Below are 22,222 nucleotides of genomic sequence, written 5' to 3' on the forward strand. Positions count from 1 at the left end.
CGACAGGGTCTCGACATGGCGAAAGTCTTTTGCATTGCCAACCAGAAGGGTGGGGTGGGCAAAACCACCACTGCGGTCAATTTGGCGGCAGGCTTGGCCATGGCCAAACAACGGGTGTTGCTGGTCGACCTCGACCCGCAGGGCAATGCCACCATGGGTTGTGGTGTGGACAAGCGAACGCTGAAATCATCGGTGTATCAAGTGCTGGTGGGCATGGCTTCCGTGCAGGAGGCCACTGTTCAGGCTGATGGCTTTGATGTCTTGCCGGCCAACCGCGAGCTGGCCGGTGCCGAAGTGGAAATGGTGGAGTTCGAGTCTCGTGAAGTCCGCCTGAGGGAAGCCTTGGCGGAAGTCGATGGTCAATACGACTTTATTCTCATTGATTGCCCACCGGCGTTGTCGCTGCTGACCTTGAATGCACTGTGCTGCGCCAACGGCGTGGTGATCCCCATGCAGTGTGAATACTACGCACTCGAGGGCCTGAGCGACCTTGTGAACACCATTAAGCAGGTCTGTAAAAACCTCAATCCGAATCTGACCATCATTGGATTGTTGCGGGTTATGTTCGACCCCCGCATGACGCTGGCCCAGCAGGTGTCGGATCAGCTCGAAAAACATTTTGGCAACAAGGTGTTCAAAACCATCATTCCGCGCAATGTTCGTTTGGCCGAAGCCCCCAGCTATGGCATTCCGGGCGTCATGTTTGACAAAACCAGCAAAGGTGCCAAGGCCTACCTCAGTTTTGCCAATGAAATGGTCGGCCGGGTGAATGCCACCGCTGTGGCCGCTTAACCACAATCTATTCAATTCCTCATGAACGCATTAAAACGATCCAAAGGTTTGGGCCGCGGCCTGGAAGCGCTGCTCGGCCCTTCATCCGACACCCCCGAAGGCAGTGAAGCCGGTGAGCAGGTGATGTCGGTTGCGGTTGAGAAACTGCAAGCTGGCAAATATCAACCCCGTTCCCGCATGGATGAGAGTGCTTTGATGGAACTGGCCGAGTCCATCAAAAGCCAGGGCATCATGCAGCCGATACTGGTCAGACCAGTGGGGGCTGGCAAGTACGAAATCATCGCCGGTGAGCGCCGTTTCCGCGCCTCCAAGCTGGCAGGCCTCAAAGAGGTGCCGGTGCTGGTCAAGTCGGTGCCCGATGAATCGGCCCTGGCCATGGCCCTGATTGAAAACATCCAGCGCGAAGACCTGAATCCGCTTGAAGAGGCGATTGGCGTGCAGCGTCTTATCCATGAATTCAAGCTGACCCACGAAGAGGCCGCGCAAGCCATCGGGCGATCCCGCAGTGCAACAAGCAACATGTTGCGCTTGCTGAACCTTGCTGAGCCTGTGCAAACCATGTTGTTGGCTGGCGACATCGAAATGGGCCACGCCCGTGCCTTGCTGAGCTTGTCCGCTGGCGAGCAGATTGCCTGCGCAACCGAAGTACTCAACAAGCGTCTGTCGGTCCGCGAAACCGAAAAGTTGGTGGCTGCTTGGGCCGACGAGCCTGCCGAAAAAGCAGGCCAACCTGCAGCATCGGCCGATGTTCGTCGTCTGGAAGAGGGTTTGGCCGATTGGATGGCCTGCGCCGTTCAATTGAAAACCAATGCGCGCGGTAAGGGTAGTGTAACCATTCGGTTCAATAATCTCGACGAACTCGATGGATTGCTGGAGCGCATCGGATTTCCCAAAAACGACCTGTAACAATGGTTGTCAAAAACGGCCGAAACTATTTATAAAACAAGCTGTTTTTGTTTGACGAAGTCTGGGGCAAACCCCTATAATCTGCGGGTTTGTCAAAAACACATGCACCGAACGGGGGAGACATCATCCCGCAGGTTCAGTGTGGCGGTGCAGCAAAGTCATGTGGAAAATTGTCGGGCTCCAATGGGTCGTCGGGTCACTGGTGTGCCTGCTCATGTTGTTGGTGTCCGTGCACCATGCACAGTCTGCATTGTGGGGCCTGGCTTCCGTCGCTGTGCCCAGCACGCTCTTCGCAGTGCGCTTGGCCTTGGGCAGCAAAACGCCCATGGGTGGCACTTTTGTGTTTTTGGCGGGTGAATTTCTAAAGGTTGCCGCGACTGTTTTGATCATGTTCGTGGCCAGCCGGATTGACCCACACTTGGTGTGGTGGTCTCTGGTGCTTACGGCAGTGGCAACCCTAAAAAGCTATTTTTTGGCATTTTTCTTGAGATAAGTATGGCAACCACTGGTACAGGGACAACTCCCTCGGAATACATCGTCCATCACTTGCAACACTTTCAATCCGTGAAGCAAGGGTTCATTGTCGATTTCTCCGTTCTCAATTACGACACCATTTTCTTCTCCGTTCTGTCTGGCCTCATCACGATTTTCCTGCTGAGCCTGGCAGCACGCAAAGCCACCGCGGGGGTGCCAGGCCGCCTGCAGGGTTTTGTTGAAATGCTGGTGGAAATGGTCGAAAACCAGTCCAAATCCATCGTTCACGGCAACCGTGAGTTCATTGCGCCCCTGGCCCTCACTGTGTTTGTGTGGGTGGTGGTCATGAACAGCTTTGACTTCTTGCCCGTTGATTTGTTGCCCAAAATTTGGGAACACGTGGGCACTGCGCTGGGTGTGGTTCACGATCCTCACCACGCCTACCTGCGTGTTGTGGCCACGGCCGACCTGAACGGCACGCTGGGCATGTCTTTGGGTGTGTTGTGCCTGATGCTGTATTACTCGGTGAAAATCAAGGGCGCCGGTGGCTTCGTTCACGAACTGTTCTGTGCACCGTTTGGTTCCAACCCATTGTTGTGGTTGCCCAACTTCCTGTTGAACCTGATTGAATTTGCTGCCAAAACCGTGTCGCTGGGCATGCGACTGTTCGGCAACATGTACGCCGGCGAACTGGTGTTCATGCTGATTGCATTGCTTGGAAGCGCTGCTGCATTGTCCATGGGGGGGGCTTTTGCTTTCCTGGGGCACGTCATCGCCGGCTCCATCTGGGCAATTTTCCACATTCTGATTGTTCTGCTGCAGGGCTTCATCTTCATGATGCTGACCTTGATCTACATCGGTCAGGCGCACACAGCGCACTAAGCGGCAAGGCAATTTGAATACACGGTTTTGGTTTTTGGTTTTTTTTGATTTTTCACTTTTCTTAAATTGAAGGAGTTGTCGTCATGACTAACGTTGCTCTCGTAGCTCTCGCTTGTGGCCTGATCATTGGTTTGGGTGCGATTGGCGCCTGTATCGGTATCGCGATCATGGGTGGTAAGTACCTGGAAGCTTCTGCTCGCCAGCCAGAACTGATGAACGAACTGCAAACAAAAATGTTCGTGTTGGCCGGTCTGATCGACGCTGCGTTCCTGATCGGTGTTGGTATTGCGATGATGTTCGCGTTTGCCAACCCATTCGTTGGTTAATTTACAGCCACTTCCTTCGAACAACACCGCACGGACGTTTTAAGTTTGTCCGTGCGTTTTAGAGGAAACATGCCGTGAACTTAAACGCAACGCTGTTTGCACAGCTCGTCGTTTTCTTCATTCTGGCGGTGTTCACGATGAAATTCGTGTGGCCCCCCCTGATCAAGAGCATTGACGAGCGTGCGAAGAAAATCGCAGACGGCCTGGCCGCTGCTGAACGGGGCAAGCAAGCTCTGGCCGATGCCGGTCGCAAGGTTGAACAGGAACTCGCGCAAGTGCGTTCCGAGAACCAGCAGCGCCTGGCCGATGCCGAAAAGCGTGCCCAGCAGATCATTGATGAGGCGAAACAACAAGCCGAAGTTGAGCGCAAGCGAATTCTTGCGCAAGCTGAAGCCGAAGCGGCCAACGAAGCACAACGTGCTCGTGACCAGCTGCGTGCTGAGCTGGCAACACTGGTGGTGAAAGGTGCTGAACAAATCCTGAAGAAGGAAATCAACGCCCAGGCCCACGCGGACTTGCTGAATCAACTCAAAGCTGAGCTGTAAGCCCTACGCTGAAGGATATTAAACATGGTCGAACTATCCACCATCGCCCGTCCTTACGCTGAAGCCGCATTTGAAGTCGCTAAAACTTCAAACGTTGCCCAGTGGAGTGATTGGCTCGAGTCATGGTCGGCGGTTGCGAGCAATTCAGACATTTCACTGTTGGCCAACAACCCAAAGTTGTCGGCCCAGCAGGTGCTGGATTTGTTTGTCGAACTGACCAAGACACCGGCGGAAGCGCAAGCCCGTAACTTTCTGGCTGCGCTTGTGGAAAATGGCCGTTTGCTGGCCCTGCCAGAAATCGCTCGACAGTTCGCTGAACTGAAAAATGCGCACGAAGGTGTTGCCGATGCTGTGATTGCATCAGCTTTCCCTTTGTCGGATGCAGACGTTCAGAACATTCGTGGCGCATTGGAAAAGAAATTTGGTTCCAAGTTGAACGTAGCCGTTCAGGTGGACGAGTCTCTCATCGGTGGCGTAAGCGTGACCGTGGGCGATCAAATTTTGGATAGTTCGGTGCGCGGCAAACTCAACGCGATGAAGGCGGCTTTGACAGCCTGACTTGGCCTCAAACGAAATTGGAGCAATCAATATGCAGATCAATCCCTCTGAGATCAGTGAACTGATCAAGAGCCGGATCGAAGGCCTCGGATCATCGGCCGACATCCGGACACAAGGTACTGTGGTGTCCGTGAGCGACGGTATTTGCCGCGTTCATGGTTTGTCCGATGTGATGCAGGGTGAAATGTTGGAATTCCCTGGCAACACATTCGGTTTGGCGCTTAACCTGGAACGCGATTCCGTGGGCGCTGTTATTTTGGGTGAATACGAGCACATTTCTGAAGGCGACCTGGTGAAGTGCACTGGCCGCATTCTGGAAGTGCCCGTTGGCCGCGAACTGCTGGGCCGTGTGGTGAACGCACTGGGCCAGCCCATCGACGGCAAAGGCCCGATCAACGCCAAAATGACGGACGTGATCGAGAAAGTTGCGCCTGGCGTGATCGACCGTAAATCCGTTTCCCAGCCCGTTCAAACCGGTGTAAAAGCGATTGACTCCATGGTGCCGATTGGCCGTGGCCAGCGTGAGCTGATCATTGGCGACCGTCAGACTGGTAAAACCGCAGTAGCGATCGACGCCATCATCAACCAGAAAGGCAAAGGCGTTTACTGCGTGTACGTGGCAGTGGGTCAAAAGGCCTCTTCCATTCAGAACGTGGTTCGCAAGCTGGAAGAGTACGGCGCAATGGACTACACCATTGTGGTGGCTGCCTCTGCATCGGAATCTGCAGCCATGCAATACCTGGCACCTTACGCCGGTTGCACCATGGGCGAATACTTCCGTGACCGCGGCGAAGATGCACTGATCGTGTATGACGACCTTTCCAAGCAAGCCGTGGCCTACCGTCAGATTTCGCTGCTGCTGCGTCGTCCACCCGGCCGCGAAGCCTACCCTGGTGACGTGTTCTATCTGCACAGCCGCTTGCTGGAACGCGCAGCCCGCGTGAACGAAGAGTATGTTGAAAAATTCACCAAGGGTGAAGTGAAAGGCAAAACCGGTTCGTTGACCGCGCTGCCCATCATTGAAACCCAGGCTGGTGACGTAACGGCATTCGTTCCGACCAACGTGATTTCGATCACCGACGGCCAGATCTTCCTGGAAACCGACTTGTTCAACGCCGGTATCCGTCCAGCGATCAACGCGGGTATTTCCGTGTCTCGCGTGGGTGGTGCCGCCCAGACCAAGGTGGTGAAAAAGCTGTCCGGTGGTATTCGTACCGACTTGGCCCAGTACCGTGAATTGGCCGCGTTTGCCCAGTTTGCTTCTGACCTCGACGACGCAACACGTCGCCAGTTGGAGCGCGGCAAGCGCGTGGTTGAACTGCTGAAGCAGCCTCAGTTTGCTCCCCTGCAAACCTGGGAAATGGCTCTGGCCCTGTTCGCCATCAACAACGGTTACCTGGATGATGTGGATGTGAAGAATGTGCTGGCCTTCGAAAACGGATTGCGCCAGTTCATGCAGACCAGCCACAAGGACCTGATTGACCGCATCGAGCAGACTCAGGAGTTGTCGAAAGACGACGAGCCCAAGCTGCACGAGGCTGTGAAGTCATTCAAGAAAACTGGCGCGTATTAATCAGAGCAATCTGGTTGTACCACCGCATAACTGAGAGGGGCTTGCAAAGCCTCTCTCGGGGACTGGAGGAAATACGATGTCAGGAATGAAGGAAATCCGAAGCAAGATCAAGAGCGTTCAAAACACGCGCAAGATCACCAAGGCGATGGAAATGGTGGCCGCATCCAAGATGCGCAAGGCCCAGGACCGGATGCGTGCGGCTCGCCCGTATGCTGACAAGGTGCGGAACATTTGCGCCAACCTGGCCAAGGCCAACCCTGAATATCGCCACGAGTACATGGTTGCCCGCGACACCATCAAGAATGTGGCTGCAATCGTCGTCACAACCGACAAAGGCTTGTGCGGCGGTTTGAACACCAACGTTCTGCGTTTGGTCACCAACAAGTTTCAGGAATTTGAAGCGGCTGGTGCCAAGGTGCGTGCAACGGCAATCGGATCCAAAGGTGCAGGTTTCTTCGGCCGTGTGGGCGTGGAACTGAGCTCAAAAGTTGTGGCGATGGGCGACACCCCTCACCTCGACACATTGATCGGCGCCATCAAGGTCCAACTCGATGCCTATGTGGCCGGTGAAGTGGATGCGGTGTATTTGGCTTACACGCGTTTCGTGAACACCATGAAGCAGGAAGCTGTGTTTGAACAGCTGCTGCCATTGGGCGGCGACCGCTTGCAGGCTGACGAAGGCTCCATGTCTTGGGACTACATCTACGAACCCGATGCCAAGGCAGTGATCGATGATCTGCTGCTGCGTTACGTCGAGGCGTTGGTGTACCAAGCCGTGGCCGAGAACATGGCTTCTGAGCAATCGGCGCGTATGGTTGCGATGAAAGCCGCGTCCGACAACGCCAAGAATGTGATCAGCGAACTGCAATTGACCTACAACAAAGCCCGACAGGCTGCCATTACGAAAGAATTGGCGGAAATCGTGGGCGGCGCTGCTGCGGTTTGAGTGTGAGTTCAGAACGATTTTGAATTAAGGAAAAAACGATGAGTACTGCGACTAACGAAGGAAAGATCGTACAGTGTATCGGCGCGGTGATTGACGTGGAGTTTCCTCGCAACCAGATGCCGAAAGTGTACGACGCACTGACCATGGAAGGTTCCGAGCTCACACTCGAAGTTCAGCAGCAGCTGGGCGACGGCGTGGTTCGCACCATCTGTTTGGGTGCATCAGACGGCCTGCGCCGTGGCATGGTGGTGAAGAACACCGGCAAACCCATCAACGTGCCTGTGGGTCAAGCCACGCTGGGCCGTATCATGGACGTGCTGGGTCGCCCCATTGACGAAGCAGGCCCCGTGGCTGCCGAGCAAACCCGTGCAATTCACCAGAAAGCCCCCGCATTCGACGAACTGTCCCCTTCCCAGGAACTCTTGGAAACCGGCATCAAGGTGATTGACCTGGTGTGTCCGTTCGCCAAGGGCGGTAAGGTGGGTCTGTTCGGTGGTGCCGGTGTGGGCAAGACCGTGAACATGATGGAACTGATCAACAACATCGCCAAGCAGCACGGTGGTTACTCCGTGTTTGCCGGTGTGGGTGAGCGTACTCGTGAGGGTAACGACTTCTACCACGAGATGAAAGATTCCAACGTGTTGGACAAGGTTGCGCTGGTGTACGGCCAGATGAACGAGCCTCCCGGCAACCGTCTGCGCGTTGCGCTGACTGGTCTGACCATGGCGGAATACTTCCGTGACGAAGGCCGTGACGTTCTGCTGTTCGTGGACAACATTTACCGTTACACCCTGGCCGGTACCGAAGTGTCTGCGCTGCTGGGCCGTATGCCTTCAGCCGTGGGTTACCAGCCCACACTGGCCGAAGAAATGGGCCGTCTGCAAGAGCGGATTACATCCACCAAGAAGGGTTCGATTACATCGGTTCAGGCCGTGTACGTTCCTGCGGATGACTTGACTGACCCGTCTCCTGCCACAACGTTTGCTCACTTGGATGCGACCGTGGTTCTGTCCCGTGACATCGCCGCGCTGGGTATTTACCCCGCCGTTGATCCGCTGGACTCCACTTCTCGCCAGGTTGACCCCAACGTGATTGGTGAAGAGCACTACAACACCACCCGTGCCGTGCAGCAAACACTGCAGCGCTACAAAGAACTGCGTGACATTATCGCGATTCTGGGTATGGACGAACTGAGCCCCGACGACAAGTTGGTTGTGGCCCGCGCTCGTAAAATCCAGCGTTTCCTGTCTCAGCCGTTCACTGTGGCGGAAGTGTTTACCGGCTCGCCTGGTAAGTATGTTCCACTGAAGGAAACCATCCGCGGCTTCAAGATGATCGTGGCCGGTGAGTGTGACCACTTGCCTGAGCAGGCCTTCTACATGGTGGGAACCATTGACGAAGCCTTCGAAAAAGCCAAGAAGATTCAGTAATCCGAAGCCGTGAACACGGTGGCCGGGCTGCAAGGCCCGGTTCAACCGGATCACAAAGGAAATGAGTATGTCGACCATTCACGTGGATGTTGTCAGTGCCGAAGAATCCATCTTCGAAGGCGAAGTGGAGTTCGTAGCCCTGCCCGGTGAACAGGGTGAGCTGGGGATTTACCCCCGCCACACCCCGCTGATCACCCGGATCAAGGCGGGTACTGTTCGCATGAAAGTGCCCGGTCAGGCTGAAGACGAAGTGGTGTTTGTCAATGGTGGCATTCTGGAAGTGCAGCCCAACGGCGTGACCGTGCTGGCTGACACAGCCGTCCGCGGAAAAGACCTGGACGAGGCCAAAGCGGCCGAAGCCAAGCGCTTGGCCGAGGAAGCCATGGCCAACAAGGCCGGTGATGTGGACTACGCGCAGGCCCAGGCCGAGCTGGCCTCTGCCATTGCCCAACTGGCTGCCATCAAGCGCTTGCGCAAAACACGCTGATCTTCTCAGTCTGTCCAAGGTAGTGTTAAAAAAGCCGCAGAGCAATCTGCGGCTTTTTTGTTTGATGCGTCTTCAGTGCACATGGCTGCGCAACATCTGGACGGTTGAGCCGCCTGCTGACCAGACCCGCACGGGAACTCTGTTCTCTCCTACCCCACTCAACAGCATGTTTCCCGCTGCGAGTGTTCCATGTACGACAAATTTGAACAGTTATTGAATGATTTCGGTGCCAAGCGGCCCAGCGAAAAAACGCCACTTGGCCCTGTGTATTACATCAACGAGCATCCAGTGCGGTTAATTCCCGGTGAGATGGAAGGGATTCACTGGATGGATATTCAAATCGGTTTGCCACGGTTTCGTCTGGAGAATCTGGAGAGTGCGAAAAAGGTGCTTCAGGCCAACCGAGAAATGGGATCTGCAACACCCATTCCCACCTGGTTCGGGCTGGGTGACAAACAGGACCATTTGGTGTTCATCAATCGGTTGGACTGGCGGCACGTGGACGCACGTGTGTTGGAAGATCACATCCTCCGGTGCATCGAGCAAATGGGTCAGGCCCTCATGACAGAAGGCGTGTAATCTTTCAAATAAGTCTTCAAATTTACTCGGCAATCCACCGGAAAATGCGGGTTAGAATGGGTGCATGGACATTGCGCTGTATTCTGACCTGCACCTCGAAACGCTGAGGAATTTCCCCGCGTTTTCAAATATTCCCCGCCCAAAAAAACCGGCCGACCGCATTGTGTTGGCCGGTGACATTCACCAAGGCACAGCGGGGCTTCAGGCCCTGGCCAAACTCGGTGAGAAGGGTCATGTGTATGTGGCTGGAAATCACGAGTATTACCACCACGACATTGAAATTCTGGATGACCAACTGGCGGAGTTGGCCGACAAAGCCGGGCTACATTACTTGCAGCGGCGTAGCGTGGTGATTGATGGCATCCGCTTCATGGGGTGTACCCTGTGGACCGATTTCAACATTCAGCCCGGGTGGCGCTTGGGCGCCCAGTTGGTGGCCAAAGCTTTTTTGCCCGATTACAAGCTGATTCGATACAAGGGCAAACAATTCACCCCCGCCATGAGCATGGATCTGCATGCACAGAATGTGGATTGGTTACACAGCGAACTCAACACGCCTTTTGAGGGCACCACAGTCGTGGTGACTCACCATGCGCCACATGCCCAAAGCATTCATCCACGGTTTCACTTGAGCCCCATCAATGCTGCTTTTGTGTCAGATTTAAGCCCGCTCATGGGCAAGGCGCAGCTGTGGTTGCACGGGCACATGCACGACTCCTTCGATTACACCGTTCATCAAAATGGTGGCGCGACCCGGGTGTTGGTGAACCCCCGGGGTTATGTCCGAAAAAAGGGCAAAGCCAAACGCCTGGACAAAGAAGGCGTGGTGACACCGCGCGTGTTCGAAAACCCGTTTTTTGACCCCAATCTGGTGTTTACCGTCGAATGAAACTCGCGGCAAACATCAGCCTGATGTACACCGAATGGGCATTCGAAGACCGTATTCAGGCTGCGGCCGATGATGGCTTTGAGTGGGTGGAGTGCATGTTTCCGTATGTTGTGCCCGCCGATCGATTGATGGACTTGGCCAGGCAAACTGGCGTGCGCTGGGCGCTCATCAACGCCCCAGCGGGTGATTGGGACGCGGGTGACCGCGGGCTGGCGGCATTGCCGAACCGGAAAGCTGAATTTCAACAGGCCATTTACAAGGCCATTGACTATGCCGCGCGCATGCAGGTGAACAAGGTGCATGTGCTGGCGGGTGCTCTGCCCATGGATGCGGCCGCACCGGACCTGCAGGCCGCGTGGGCCTGCTACCGTGAAAACCTGGCGTGGCTGTTGCAAACCACCGAGCAAGTGCCTGACCTCACCTGGTTGATTGAGCCCATCAACACCCGGGATGTGCCCGGTTATTTGCTAACCACCCAAGAGGCGGCCCATGCCTTGGTCCAAGACTTCAACAGCCCAAGGCTGAAGGTGCAGATGGACCTGTACCACTGCCAGATCATGCAGGGCGATATTCTTAAACGCATTCAGGCCAGCCTTGCGACTGGTCGGGTGGGGCACATTCAGATTGCGGGTGTGCCCGAGCGCCATGAGCCGGACTTGAGCGAACTGGATTACTCCCGCGTGTTTGAAGCGTTGCATGCTTTGAATTACACCGGCCAGATTGGTTGCGAATATCGCCCCAGGGCTGGTACGCGTGCGGGCCTGGGCTGGATCCAGCGCATGCCGTTTTCAGGCACAATGGGGGCCTTCCCGACACTGCACGCTGACGCGCCAATACCAAGAGGTCCGCATGGATGATGCAACCCTGAAAAAATTGCTGGAGCAGACCAGAACCATCGCTGTCGTGGGGTTTTCATCCCAAGCGCACAAGCCCAGTTTTTTTGTGGCCAAATACCTTCAGTCGGTGGGTTATCGGATTTTGCCCATCAATCCATCGCTCGATGGTCGCCCCAGCGGTTTGATGAATGAAACCTGTTACCCCGATCTGAAAACCGCCATCGAAAAAACCGGTTTGAAAATCGACCTCGTTGACGTGTTTCGACGTTCGGAACACACCCCCGACGTGTTGATGCAGGCCATGAATGTAGGTGCCGGTGCTGTTTGGCTACAGCAGGGCATTCGCAATGATTTGGTGGAAGCCAAGGCACAGGCGGCCGGTTTGCCCTTTGTCATGGACCGTTGCCTGAAGACTGAACACCAGCGCCTTTTTTTGGGTGCATAAACACCGGGCTGACACGCATCGGCCCACCCCACAGAACAGAAGCCAGAGAAGAGAGATGAGCCGTTTCGTGCCCGTACAGAATGACACTTTCCTGCGTGCCTTGCGTCGGGAAATGACCGATTACACCCCGGTTTGGCTGATGCGCCAGGCCGGCCGCTATTTGCCGGAATACCGGGCCACCCGCGCACGGGCCGGCAATTTCATGGGCCTGTGCACCAACCCGGAAATGGCCTGTGAGGTCACTCTTCAGCCCCTGGACCGTTACCCTCTGGATGCCGCCATTTTGTTTTCGGACATCCTCACCGTGCCCGATGCAATGGGTTTGGGCCTGTACTTCGAAGAGGGCGAAGGCCCCAAATTTGAACGCCCCATCCAGAATGAAGCGGACGTGGCCAAGCTGGCGGTGCCCGACATCGAAGAAAAGCTGGGCTACGTCACAGCAGCCGTTCGCACCATTCGAAGCGCCCTCAATGGCCGTGTGCCGCTGATTGGTTTTTCTGGAAGTCCGTGGACATTGGCGTGCTACATGGTCGAAGGCGGGGGCAGCAGCGATTTCCGCAAGGTCAAAACCTTGATGTACAAGCGCCCGGATTTGATGCACCGCATTTTGACGGTGACCACGGAGGCGGTCACCCAGTACCTGAAGGCTCAGGTTGAAGCTGGGGCGCAAGCGGTCATGATTTTTGACAGCTGGGGTGGTGCACTGGCCGATGGCGCCTTTCAAAAATTCAGCTTGCAGTACATGAAGCAGATTGTTCAAGCCTTGCCGCTGGAAGCCAATCGGGGTGGATTTACCGAATCCATTCCATCGATTGTGTTTACCAAAGGGGGTGGCCTGTGGCTGGAGGACTTGGCGTCAACCGGCGCATCCGCCTTGGGTGTGGACTGGACGGTTAACCTGGGCAATGCCCGGGCCCGAGTGGGCGACCGTTGTGCGTTGCAGGGTAATATCGACCCCCATGTGTTGTTTGCCGACGCCCCTCAAATTCAGGCCGAGGTGGCCAAAGCGCTTGAGAGTTTTGGTACCCCGCAGCCGGGCGTGGGTCACGTGTTCAATCTGGGGCATGGTATTTCACAATTTACCAACCCTGATGCAGTTTCTGTAATGATTGAAGCGGTGCACAGCTACAGTCGCCGTCAAAGAAATGCTTGACAAGCCGAGTTATGCACATTTTTACAGCCAGCGATGTGAGGAACCGTTTTGCATTGCATCAGGGCCGGATAGCGAATGTTGTGTAGTAAGCAGTTGATAATATTGAATTTATTGGCACCAAAAAACAAAACGCTTTACAAGGCCTGTTGCTTGGGTTAAGTGCAATCCACCGCTTTTCCGCGGATGTTCACAAAGTTATCCACAATGGCCCGGTCGGTTTTGGGGATTTCATAGCGTTCAGAACCACTTGAGAAGAAACTTAAAGTAAGCTGTGAAGAAACCACCCCAAAAGGATGAACCAGACCAGCCCAATCGGGTATCCCTCGACTTGGGGGGAAATGGTGTGGAGGTGTTGGTTGCGGTGCCTTTGCCGCAAACCTTCACCTACCACTGGCCCTTTGAACAAGCGCCTCGCTTTGGTCAGCGGGTGGTTGTTCCCTGGGGCAGACAGAAGCGCATTGGCCTCGTGTATGGCCCTTGCCAGGTTAGCGCCTTGCCGGAGGGCATGGATTCGGCCAGCTTGAAGTCGGTGGAGCAGGTGCTGGATGACGGACATTTGCTTGATGGTGCCTGGCGCCAACTCATCGAATTTGCGGCCCGCTACTACCATCACCCCTTGGGTTTGATTGCGCTGGAGGCCTTGCCCAAGGCTTTGCGGGTGCTCAACGCGCGTGGCGAAGAGCCTGTGATGGTCACCAAAGCCCAAGCCCATGCGGAAAAGCGATTGCTGGCGCACCAGCAGGCAGCAGGTGTGAATGCAAAGTGCCCCGAAAAGGACGGCCCTTCACCACCAACCGTTGCCAACCCCCCCACGCTAACGGCTGAGCAGCAAGCCGCTGTCCAGGCGTGTTCGGTTGCGGCGGGTTTTACGCCGCTGCTGTTGTATGGCGTCACAGGCAGTGGCAAGACCGAGGTGTACCTTCATGCGGTTGAAGAACGCCTGAAACGCGGCGAGCAAGTGCTGGTGCTGCTGCCGGAGATTAACCTCACCCCGGCTGCGCAAGCCTTGTACGAAACGCGCCTTGCGCCCCACCGCGTGGTGGTGCTGCACAGCAACCTCGCTGAGTTGCAACGCACCAAGCACTGGTTTGAGGCCGCCACGGGCGCCGCGGATGTGTTGATTGCGACCCGCCTGGGGGTGTTGACGCCCATGCCTCGCTTGGGAATGGTGATTGTGGACGAGGAACACGACCCCTCGTACAAACAGCAGGACGGCATGCGCTACCAGGCCCGGGATTTGGCCCTGATGCTGGGCAAGCAGCGGGGCGTGCCCGTGGTGCTGGGTTCGGCCACGCCGTCGCTGGAAAGCTGGCAAAAGGCCGAAGAAGGGCAGTACAAGCGTTTAACGCTCACCCAGCGTGCGGTGACAGGGGCGAGCCTGCCCAAAGTCGAATTGATCAACACCGCCAATTTTCCGGCCAAGGAAGGCTTGAGCTGGCCCGCCATGCAAGCCCTGGTGAGCACCTTTGAAGCGGGCAAACAAAGCATTGTGTTTTTAAACCGCCGCGGCTATTCGCCTCAACTGGTTTGTGGTGGTTGCGGCTGGGTGTCCAACTGCGAGCACTGCACCGCCCACATGGTGTGGCACAAAAGTGAGCGCAACCTGCGCTGCCACCACTGCGGGGCGGCCCAGCGTGTGCCGGTGCAGTGCCCCTGCTGCGGCAACCAGGATTTGACCGGGTTTGGCCGTGGCACCCAGCGCATTGAAGAAACCCTGGCTGGTTTGCTGCCCAAAGCCACGGTGTTGCGCATTGATGCCGACAGCACCCGCAACAAGGGCCAAATGGAGGCCTTGCTGGACGAAGCCCACTCAGGCCGGGCCGATGTGTTGGTGGGCACCCAAATGATTGCCAAGGGGCATGACTTTGCCAATGTGAACCTGGTACTGGCGTTGAATGTGGACGCCTCGCTGTTTTCGCATGCGTACCGCGCACCCGAACGCCTGTTTGCCCAGTTGATGCAAGTGGCCGGTCGGGCAGGGCGCCGCGGTGGCGAGGCCACCATGCTGGTGCAAACCCGCTACCCGCAGCACCCCCTGTTTGAAGCCTTGAAGGCGCACGATTACGAGCGCTTTGCCAACCATGAAATGCAGGCGCGTCGTGAAGCGCGGATGCCGCCGTTTTCTTATCAGGCCACCATCCGTGCAGACCATCGCACACTGGGCAATTGCCTGGCCTTTTTGAAAACAGCCCGCGAGTTGGGTGACCCGCTCATCCAGCCGGATGAGCCCGTGTTTATTTGCGACCCAGTGCCGCTGACCGTGGTTCGGGTGGGCGGCGTTGAACGGGCGCAAATGTTGATCGAGAGTGAGTCTCGCCCCGCTTTGCACCGTTTCCTGTCTGCATGGTTGCCCCTGCTGTACGAACACGCCGGCAGCGTTCGGTGGTTTTTGGAGGTGGATCCGGTCGAGCTGTAAGTGGTCGCAAATGAGGTCTGTTAAAATTCCAATCATGACCATCGGCCTGAACAAAGCCCAAAGCGAGGCAGTGAACTACGTGGACGGCCCCTGCTTGGTGCTGGCCGGCGCTGGCTCGGGTAAAACCCGCGTGATCACGCAAAAAATTGCCCACCTGATTCAAAATCAGGGTGTGCAGGCCCGCAACATCGCTGCAGTAACCTTCACCAACAAAGCCGCCAAAGAAATGGAAGAGCGTGCCGCCAAGCTGTTGAAAGACGGCGAGGGCAAGGGCCTGTTGGTGTGCACCTTCCACAGCCTGGGCATGCGCATACTGCGCGAAGAACATGCACACGCCGGGCTGAAAAACCGATTTTCCATTCTTGATTCCACCGACACCTTCGGCTTGGTGCAGCAGTTGTACAGCACCACCGACAAGCAACTCATCCGGAAAGCCCAAAGCACCATTTCCTTGTGGAAAAACGGACTGAAAGACCCAGATACAGCCCTGGCCGAGGCCACCGATGATGATGAAGCTCAACTGGCCCGCTTGTACAAAAGTTATGAGGCCACACTGGCGGCTTACCAGGCGGTGGACTTTGATGACCTGATATTGAAACCCACTCGCCTGCTGGCCAGCAACGAGGAGGTGCGCAACAAATGGCAAAACCGTTTGCGCTACCTGTTGGTGGATGAGGTGCAAGACACCAATGCCTGCCAATACGACCTGCTGCGTTTGATTGCTGGGCCGCGTGCCATGTTCACGGCTGTGGGCGATGATGACCAGGCCATTTACGCCTGGCGGGGCGCCACGCTGGAAAACCTGCGCCAGTTGACGGAAGACTACCCGCAGTTGAAAGTCATCAAGCTGGAGCAGAATTACCGCTCCACCCTGCGCATTTTGCAGGCGGCCAACCGGCTGATTGAACACAACCCCAAGCTGTTCAAGAAGACGCTGTGGAGCGACCACGGCCCGGGTGAACCGATTGCGATCACGGCCATGAATGATGACGAGCATGAGGCCGAGCAAGTGGCCATGATGCTGAGTGGGCATCGCTTTGAGCGTCGATCCAAATATGGCGACTATGCAGTGTTGTACCGCAGTAACTTCCAGGCGCGCATTTTGGAGCAGGCGCTGCGGCGCCAAAAAATCCCCTACATCCTGAGTGGCGGGCAAAGCTTTTTCGAGCGGGCCGAGATCAAGGATGTGCTGGCGTATTTGCGTTTGCTGGTGAATTCCGACGACGACCCAGCATTTATCCGCGCCATCACCACACCCAAGCGCGGCATTGGCCAGAAAACCCTGGAAACCTTGGGCACGTATGCCGGCAACAGGGGCGTGTCACTGTTCGAGGCCCTGTTTGAAACCGGGCTGGAAAGCCAGTTGAACGAGGGCATGGTGCAGGCCTTGCGCACCTTCGGCACCTTCATCAACAACCTGGAATACCGCGCACAGCGTGAGCCAGCCGGTGCCTTGCTCAATGAGCTCATCAAGGCCATCAACTACGAAGAATGGCTGTATGAACAGCACGATGAACGGGGCGCGCAAGCCAAATGGCAAAACGTGCTCGACTTTGTGAAGTGGATGGGTGAGAAGGGCGAGGAAGATGGGCAGAACCTGCTGGACCTGACCCAGAAAGTGGCGCTGATCACCATGCTGGACCGACAGGACGATGGCACCCGCCCGGATGCGGTTCAGTTGTCCACACTGCATGCCGCCAAGGGGCTGGAGTTTCCCCATGTGTTTTTGATTGGTTGTGAAGAGGCGATTTTGCCCAGCTTTGGCGACGGCGAGGGCCGTGAACTGACCGATGAACGCCTGGAAGAGGAGCGCCGCCTGATGTATGTGGGTGTGACCCGTGCCCAGCGCAGCTTGAACATCACCTGGTGCAGAAAGCGCAAAAAAGCGCGAGAGCTGGTGACGTGTTTTCCGTCACGCTTCATCAAAGAGCTTCAACTGGATGAAGACAAAGACTTGCCCGACGACACGCCCAAAATGAGCCCCAAAGACCGCTTGAGTGCGCTGAAGGGTTTGTTGACCAAAATGGGTTGAAAACACCGAGGAACGGCGCAACATCTGCCGGATTGACTTCAGCCGGCTTGGAACTTCTCCGATTCCAACACGGTGATCTCCGGGCCGTTGCGCAGCGCTTCAGCCAACATCACAGCGGCCAGGCGCTCCACCTTCACACTGCGCAGTCGCTTGGGTAGAAGGGGGTTCAACAGTCGAGAGGCCTTCACCCCGATTTCTTCGCCCAGGCGAAATTCTTCACGGTTACCGTCCAGCAGGCCGGGGCGGGCAATCACCACCCGTTGAAAGCCGGCATTGAGCACCGCCTGCTCAGCCTCACCTTTGGTCCGCAGGTAAAGCCCTCGGGCTTTGGCATTGGCCATGCTGGATGAATTGAGCACAAACGTGTGGGTGCCATGGCGTGCCGCCAGGGTGGCCACGTTGTTGACCAGGTGCAGGTCCACTTCGCGAAACTTTTCCGGGGTGCCAGCCAGTTTGATGGTGGTGCCCAGTGTGCAAATGAGTGCATCGGCCTTCCACCAACTCGCGTCTGTGGGCAGGTTGGCCATGTCCACCACCGGGTTGGCGAGTTTGGGATGTTGGGCCAACAACCCCGCCGCCATTGGGCGACGGGTGACCGCAGTGACCTGGTGCACATCGGGGTGGTTGAGGGCGAAGTTTAAAACCGCTCGTCCCACCACACCCGTGGCACCCAACAGCAGCAGCGAAGCCAAATCAGGCCTTTTGGGTTTCTTTGGCGGCAGTGGCGTGTTTCTTTTTGCGGGCCAATTGCTTGTCGCGCATTTTCTTCATTTGGCCCACGATGATGGCCTGATAGCTTTCGGGCAGCGCGCGAACCATGGCGTCCATGGCCACGGCATCTGGTCCGACCAGTACGCGACGCTTGTTGCCCTTCACCGCTTTCAGAATGATGTCGGCGGCCTTTTCAGCGCTGGTGATGAAGAATTTTTCGAAGAATGCCTTGCCAGATTCGGCATCGGTTCCCGTGAACTTCTCAATGGTGGGAGAGGCCACGCTTTTGCGGGCAATCGCTGTCTTGATACCGCCCGGGTGAACGCTGGTGGCCGATACGCCGCAGTTCATGAAGTCCAGTTCCTGGCGCAGGCTTTCAGTGAAGCCACGCACCGCAAACTTGGTGGAGTTGTAGGTGGACTGGGTGGGCTGAGCACACAGGCCGAACAGGCTAGACGTGTTGATGATGTGGCCTTCGCCTGATGCCTTGAGGTAAGGCAGGAACGCCTTGGTGCCGTACACCACGCCCCAGAAGTTGATGCCCATGATCCAGTCGAACTTGTCGTAGTCGATGTCTTCAATCGGGGTTGCGTAAGCCACGCCCGCATTGTTGAAAATCAGGTTGACTTTGCCGTGGTCCTTGGCGGTTTTGTCGGCCCAGGCGTACACATCTGCACGGCTGGACACATCCAGTTCCTGGCTGGTGATCTTGATGTCATGGCCAGCTTCGTCGGCAGCCGATTTGGCCAGCTTGACGGTTTCGGCCAGGCCTTTGGTGTCAACGTCGGAGATGGACAGTGAGGCGCCTTCACGGGCCAGTTGAACGGCCAGGGTGCGGCCCATGCCGGATGCGGCGCCAGTGATGGCGGCCACTTTGCCTTTGAATGATTTCATGTTGTGTCTCCGCAGATGTTGGTTTTGCGTTGGTGTGGGTTGATGGTCAATTTGACAATCGTGGTTGTCAATTTAATGAGGGTGCTTCATACTGTCAATGGCTATTTTTTGAGTATGTCTTCCAATATGAGTTCGACCAAGACTGTTGCGGCTGTGAAAGCAGAGGGACGGCGTTACCGGGGTGTGTCCAACGAAGTGAGGACAGCCGAACGGCGCATGAAGCTGATTGACGCGGGCATCAAGATGTTTGGTTCAATCGGCTATCACGCCGCCACGGTGAAAGGCTTGTGCCAGGAGGCCGGGCTGACGGAACGGTATTTTTACGAAAGCTTTCCCAATGCCGAGGCGCTGTTCACCGCCTGTTATTTGCACATCACCGACACCTTGCGCGGCCGCTTGCAGCAGGTGTTGATGGGCATGGGTGACGAAGGCCTGGAAGAAGCGACCATGACTGGTTTGACCGTGTTTTTTACCCAGTTCAAGGAACAGCCCGAGGCAGCGCGCATTTTGCTGGTGGAGGTGTTGACGGTGAACCGACACCTGGAAGAATTGTCGCTGAAGACGCTCTATAGCTTTGTGGAAATGCTGGAAGCACTGGCCAAGCCGCTGATTGAACAACGTGCCAAGGGCGACCCCAATGCGCATTTGGACTCCACTTTGTTGGCCTCTGGCCTGGTGGGCTCGGTGTTGTACATGGCTGCGCGGTGGGCGCTGGACGGGTGTCGTCAGCCTGTTGAGCATGTGGTTGAAAATGCCATGCTGATTTTCCGGGGTGTGGGCTTCAGTCTGGTGGGTGGGGCGCAACGGGTTTAATTCCGGCGGTGTTACCTCGCCTTTTGCAGATGAAAGACATAGAGGCACTGCACGGTCACACCCCTTTGCGACGGTCCATTGGTGTTTCCCTCGCTGAGCCTCACGATCGCTGAGGTCGCCCCTCCAAACGGCGAGTCGGGATCGACCTCTGGGCCAGCCTGAAGGCTTAGCCCACCGCGCCTGTTTGGCACGCTCGGGCCAATGGCCCTGACTGTCGCTGCAGGGGAGGTGAACCGCGCAGGCCGCCAACCGACTCGGTGCCATGCCACCAAGCAATGTCGGTGTGCCCGGCGCCGAACAGTCAGCCCCCCGATCGGTTTGACCTGCACAGCATTCGAACACACGGACCGAGATGTTTGAGCGCCACCGGCGCGAGTTCTCGGGACGGTTCGATATGCAAGGGTCAACTTTTACATTTCGGGGGGCGTTCGGGCCAGGCTACCGGTGTTGCTGGGGGCAATAAAAGGCACGGGCTACCGGTGTTGCGGGGGCAATGGAAACCACGGGCTGTCGGCGTTGCTGGGGGCAACGTACAGGCATTGGAAGTACCAATAAAAAACCCCGGCATCAAACCGGGGTTTTCAACATCACCAGGCTCAGTCATTGAGCCCGATCAAGATCACTTTGCTGCAGGTGCTGCTGGCGCTGCACCATCGGCGGCTGGGGCTGCAGCGGGTGCGGCTGGCTCAGGGGCTTTGAAATTGGCACCGGCCTCGTTGGCCATGTACGCCACGGCGCGGCCCACTTCAATGTCGTCGAGGTCGGGGTTGCCGCCCTTGGCTGGCATGGCGCGAATGCCCTCAACAGCGTGCTTCCACAGCGTGTCAAAGCCTTGCGACAGGCGCGGACCCCACTGGCCCTTGTCGCCAAACTTTGGCGCACCGGCTGCACCAGCGCCGTGGCAAGCTGCGCAGGCGCCTGAGTACACTTCCTGGCCGGTTTTCAGCACTTTGGGTGCATTGGCATCCAGAAACTCAACGGAGCCCACCGGCTTCAAGCGCTCGGCAATGGCTTCTTCGGTCATCGCGTTGCTGCCTGCTGCAGGCTTGTTGCCCGAGCTTACATAATTGGCCAGCAGAATAATGATGAAAACGGGCACCACAAAGGAAGCCACAATGGCCACAATCAGCTGCTTGGGTGTTTTAAACGGCAGTTCGTGTTCGTTGGATTCGCTCATACCACATCCTGTTTAATTGTTAGCGCGAGGGGTAAACCGGTGTGCACTGCCAGCATCCATGCCCCTGGGGAATGTTCCACCAGCCCGGTAAACTGTACGCAGCGCCAAAACAACTGTAAATTGTATCTTGAAAAAACCCAAAGTCCCAAACGGAATTTGCGGGAAAAAAGTTGTAAATCAAGCACAAGGACCTGACATTCATGCCACCAACCCCAAGCCCCGCCCGTTATAACCCGTTCATGATGCTGCTGCACTGGGCCATGGCCTTGGGTTTGGCCACCGCCTTTGGCATGGGTTTGTACATGGTGGACATTCCCGGAATTACACCGTTCAAGTTGAAATTGTTCAATTGGCACAAGTGGTTGGGCGTGACGTTGTTTGCCGTGTTGCTGGTGCGTGTGGTGGTGCGGGCCGGTTCAAAACTGCCCAGTTATCCGGCCAGTTGGGCCGGGCGTTTGATGACTTTGGTCAAGACGGGGCATTGGGCGTTGTACGCCATGATGCTGGTCACGCCGGTGTTGGGTTACCTGTACAGCCTTGCGGCCGGTTACCCGGTGGTGTGGTTTGGTGTCATTGAACTTCCGGTGCTCATTCACAAGGACCCTGCGCTAAAAGAGGTGTTTGAGGAACTGCATGAACTTTCGGCCTGGGGGCTGGTCATTCTGGTGGCGGGCCATGTGCTCATGGCATTCAAGCATGAGTGGATGGACAAGACCCGCATCTTGGGCAAGATGATCCCCGGCCTGAAGGTCGACAAGCAGTGAGGCAGACAATGCAGTGGAAGGGTGCGCGTGGTGTGGCTGCGGTACTGACCGTGGCCGGTTTGTGGGTTTGTGGTGTGGCGCAGGCGGATTCGATTGACCCGGCGCAAAGCCTGGTTCGGGCCACCTTCAAACAGTTCAATGTTCCGGTGAGTGGCGACTTCAAGAAGTTTTCCGGGCAGGTGGATTTCAACGCTGCCAAACCCGAGGCCACCAAAGCGACCGTGACTGTTCAAACGGCCAGTTTTGATTTGGGCGACCCCATGTACAACAAAGAGGTGGCCAAGCCCGACTGGTTTGACTCCGCCAAATTTCCCGATGCCACCTTTTCGGTTACCAGCGTGAAGCCCGTGGGCAAGGCCTACCAGGCCACGGGTGACCTGACGATACGTGGCATTAAAAAGCCGCTCACGTTTCCGGTGAACATCCAAACACAAGGTGGAAAATCCGTATTCACCGGCCAAACCAAAATCAAGCGGCTGGATTTCAAGGTGGGTGCCTCGGGCGAATGGGCCGACACCAGTCTGGTGGCCGATGACGTGGTGATTGATTTCAAGTTCGTCACCACCGGGAAATAAAACAACAAGCCGGGCTCAT

The 22,222-nt window shown here is 56.4% G+C and carries 24 protein-coding genes; 21 read left to right on the top strand and 3 right to left on the bottom strand.

Features of this window, described 5'->3' with window-relative positions; all coding sequences use genetic code 11:
• Nucleotides 1-15 precede the first annotated feature (15 nt).
• The 18 genes from VGE55_RS13695 to VGE55_RS13780 all read left to right on the top strand — a co-directional run bounded on the left by VGE55_RS13695 (nucleotide 16) and on the right by VGE55_RS13780 (nucleotide 17,269).
• Nucleotides 16-792, top strand: coding sequence for a ParA family protein (locus VGE55_RS13695; protein WP_331132232.1), 777 nt, complete (start codon nucleotides 16-18; stop codon nucleotides 790-792).
• Nucleotides 793-813: 21 nt separating this feature from the next.
• The gene (locus VGE55_RS13700; RefSeq protein ID WP_331132233.1) at nucleotides 814-1,698 is read left to right on the top strand and encodes a ParB/RepB/Spo0J family partition protein; all 885 of its coding nucleotides are present in this window, start codon (nucleotides 814-816) and stop codon (nucleotides 1,696-1,698) included.
• A 160-nt stretch (nucleotides 1,699-1,858) separates the two neighbouring features.
• A complete protein-coding gene (locus VGE55_RS13705; RefSeq protein WP_331132234.1) occupies nucleotides 1,859-2,191 on the top strand; it encodes an ATP synthase subunit I in 333 nt (110 codons plus the stop codon).
• Between the two features lie 2 nt (nucleotides 2,192-2,193).
• Nucleotides 2,194-3,054: a F0F1 ATP synthase subunit A gene (gene atpB / locus VGE55_RS13710; protein WP_256763349.1), complete on the top strand. Its 861-nt coding sequence runs from the start codon at nucleotides 2,194-2,196 to the stop codon at nucleotides 3,052-3,054.
• An 83-nt stretch (nucleotides 3,055-3,137) separates the two neighbouring features.
• Entirely contained in the window at nucleotides 3,138-3,380 is a 243-nt protein-coding gene (gene atpE, locus VGE55_RS13715; protein ID WP_256763350.1) for a F0F1 ATP synthase subunit C, read from the top strand.
• 74 nt (nucleotides 3,381-3,454) lie between these two features.
• On the top strand, nucleotides 3,455-3,925 hold the full coding sequence (locus tag VGE55_RS13720) for a F0F1 ATP synthase subunit B (protein WP_256763351.1): 471 nt from the start codon (nucleotides 3,455-3,457) through the stop codon (nucleotides 3,923-3,925).
• A 24-nt stretch (nucleotides 3,926-3,949) separates the two neighbouring features.
• The gene (locus tag VGE55_RS13725) at nucleotides 3,950-4,483 is read left to right on the top strand and encodes a F0F1 ATP synthase subunit delta (RefSeq protein ID WP_331132235.1); all 534 of its coding nucleotides are present in this window, start codon (nucleotides 3,950-3,952) and stop codon (nucleotides 4,481-4,483) included.
• Nucleotides 4,484-4,514: 31 nt separating this feature from the next.
• Nucleotides 4,515-6,056 carry a F0F1 ATP synthase subunit alpha gene (atpA, locus tag VGE55_RS13730; protein ID WP_331132236.1) on the top strand — a complete coding sequence of 514 codons (1,542 nt, stop codon included), beginning with the start codon at nucleotides 4,515-4,517 and terminating at the stop codon, nucleotides 6,054-6,056.
• A 76-nt stretch (nucleotides 6,057-6,132) separates the two neighbouring features.
• Nucleotides 6,133-7,002 carry a F0F1 ATP synthase subunit gamma gene (gene atpG, locus VGE55_RS13735; protein WP_256763355.1) on the top strand — a complete coding sequence of 290 codons (870 nt, stop codon included), beginning with the start codon at nucleotides 6,133-6,135 and terminating at the stop codon, nucleotides 7,000-7,002.
• 38 nt (nucleotides 7,003-7,040) lie between these two features.
• A complete protein-coding gene (atpD, locus tag VGE55_RS13740) occupies nucleotides 7,041-8,432 on the top strand; it encodes a F0F1 ATP synthase subunit beta (protein WP_331132237.1) in 1,392 nt (463 codons plus the stop codon).
• A 67-nt stretch (nucleotides 8,433-8,499) separates the two neighbouring features.
• On the top strand, nucleotides 8,500-8,919 hold the full coding sequence (locus VGE55_RS13745) for a F0F1 ATP synthase subunit epsilon (protein ID WP_256763357.1): 420 nt from the start codon (nucleotides 8,500-8,502) through the stop codon (nucleotides 8,917-8,919).
• Between the two features lie 189 nt (nucleotides 8,920-9,108).
• Nucleotides 9,109-9,498: a hypothetical protein gene (locus VGE55_RS13750; RefSeq protein WP_331132238.1), complete on the top strand. Its 390-nt coding sequence runs from the start codon at nucleotides 9,109-9,111 to the stop codon at nucleotides 9,496-9,498.
• 64 nt (nucleotides 9,499-9,562) lie between these two features.
• Nucleotides 9,563-10,387: a metallophosphoesterase gene (locus VGE55_RS13755; protein WP_331132239.1), complete on the top strand. Its 825-nt coding sequence runs from the start codon at nucleotides 9,563-9,565 to the stop codon at nucleotides 10,385-10,387.
• On the top strand, nucleotides 10,384-11,244 hold the full coding sequence (locus VGE55_RS13760; protein ID WP_331132240.1) for a hydroxypyruvate isomerase family protein: 861 nt from the start codon (nucleotides 10,384-10,386) through the stop codon (nucleotides 11,242-11,244). The genes VGE55_RS13755 and VGE55_RS13760 overlap by 4 nt, the downstream gene beginning before the upstream one ends.
• Nucleotides 11,237-11,668: a CoA-binding protein gene (locus VGE55_RS13765; RefSeq protein WP_331132241.1), complete on the top strand. Its 432-nt coding sequence runs from the start codon at nucleotides 11,237-11,239 to the stop codon at nucleotides 11,666-11,668. Before VGE55_RS13760 ends, VGE55_RS13765 begins: the two co-directional genes overlap by 8 nt.
• Before the next feature lie 55 nt (nucleotides 11,669-11,723).
• Nucleotides 11,724-12,821, top strand: coding sequence for a uroporphyrinogen decarboxylase (hemE, locus tag VGE55_RS13770; RefSeq protein ID WP_331132242.1), 1,098 nt, complete (start codon nucleotides 11,724-11,726; stop codon nucleotides 12,819-12,821).
• Nucleotides 12,822-13,164: 343 nt separating this feature from the next.
• A complete protein-coding gene (locus tag VGE55_RS13775) occupies nucleotides 13,165-15,237 on the top strand; it encodes a primosomal protein N' (RefSeq protein ID WP_414675044.1) in 2,073 nt (690 codons plus the stop codon).
• A gap of 34 nt (nucleotides 15,238-15,271) precedes the next feature.
• The gene (locus tag VGE55_RS13780; protein ID WP_331132310.1) at nucleotides 15,272-17,269 is read left to right on the top strand and encodes a UvrD-helicase domain-containing protein; all 1,998 of its coding nucleotides are present in this window, start codon (nucleotides 15,272-15,274) and stop codon (nucleotides 17,267-17,269) included.
• Between the two features lie 38 nt (nucleotides 17,270-17,307).
• On the opposite strand, the gene VGE55_RS13785 is transcribed toward VGE55_RS13780, so the two are convergent.
• Nucleotides 17,308-17,961 carry an NAD(P)H-binding protein gene (locus VGE55_RS13785; protein ID WP_331132244.1) on the bottom strand — a complete coding sequence of 218 codons (654 nt, stop codon included), beginning with the start codon at nucleotides 17,959-17,961 and terminating at the stop codon, nucleotides 17,308-17,310.
• Nucleotide 17,962: 1 nt separating this feature from the next.
• Complete coding sequence (locus VGE55_RS13790) at nucleotides 17,963-18,874, bottom strand: SDR family oxidoreductase (RefSeq protein WP_331132245.1); 912 nt, start codon at nucleotides 18,872-18,874, stop codon at nucleotides 17,963-17,965.
• Nucleotides 18,875-19,000: 126 nt separating this feature from the next.
• Between VGE55_RS13790 and VGE55_RS13795 the strand changes: the two genes are divergently transcribed.
• Nucleotides 19,001-19,687: a TetR/AcrR family transcriptional regulator gene (locus VGE55_RS13795; protein ID WP_331132246.1), complete on the top strand. Its 687-nt coding sequence runs from the start codon at nucleotides 19,001-19,003 to the stop codon at nucleotides 19,685-19,687.
• A gap of 619 nt (nucleotides 19,688-20,306) precedes the next feature.
• Here the strand turns inward: VGE55_RS13795 and VGE55_RS13800 are convergent.
• A complete protein-coding gene (locus VGE55_RS13800; protein ID WP_331132247.1) occupies nucleotides 20,307-20,864 on the bottom strand; it encodes a c-type cytochrome in 558 nt (185 codons plus the stop codon).
• Nucleotides 20,865-21,064: 200 nt separating this feature from the next.
• Between VGE55_RS13800 and VGE55_RS13805 the strand changes: the two genes are divergently transcribed.
• Both VGE55_RS13805 and VGE55_RS13810 read left to right on the top strand, forming a co-directional pair.
• On the top strand, nucleotides 21,065-21,628 hold the full coding sequence (locus tag VGE55_RS13805) for a cytochrome b (protein WP_331132248.1): 564 nt from the start codon (nucleotides 21,065-21,067) through the stop codon (nucleotides 21,626-21,628).
• A gap of 8 nt (nucleotides 21,629-21,636) precedes the next feature.
• Nucleotides 21,637-22,203: a YceI family protein gene (locus tag VGE55_RS13810; protein ID WP_331132249.1), complete on the top strand. Its 567-nt coding sequence runs from the start codon at nucleotides 21,637-21,639 to the stop codon at nucleotides 22,201-22,203.
• Nucleotides 22,204-22,222: the final 19 nt, after the last annotated feature.

Source organism: Limnobacter sp. (assembly GCF_036405155.1).
In the GTDB taxonomy this organism is placed as follows: Bacteria; Pseudomonadota; Gammaproteobacteria; order Burkholderiales; family Burkholderiaceae_B; genus Limnobacter.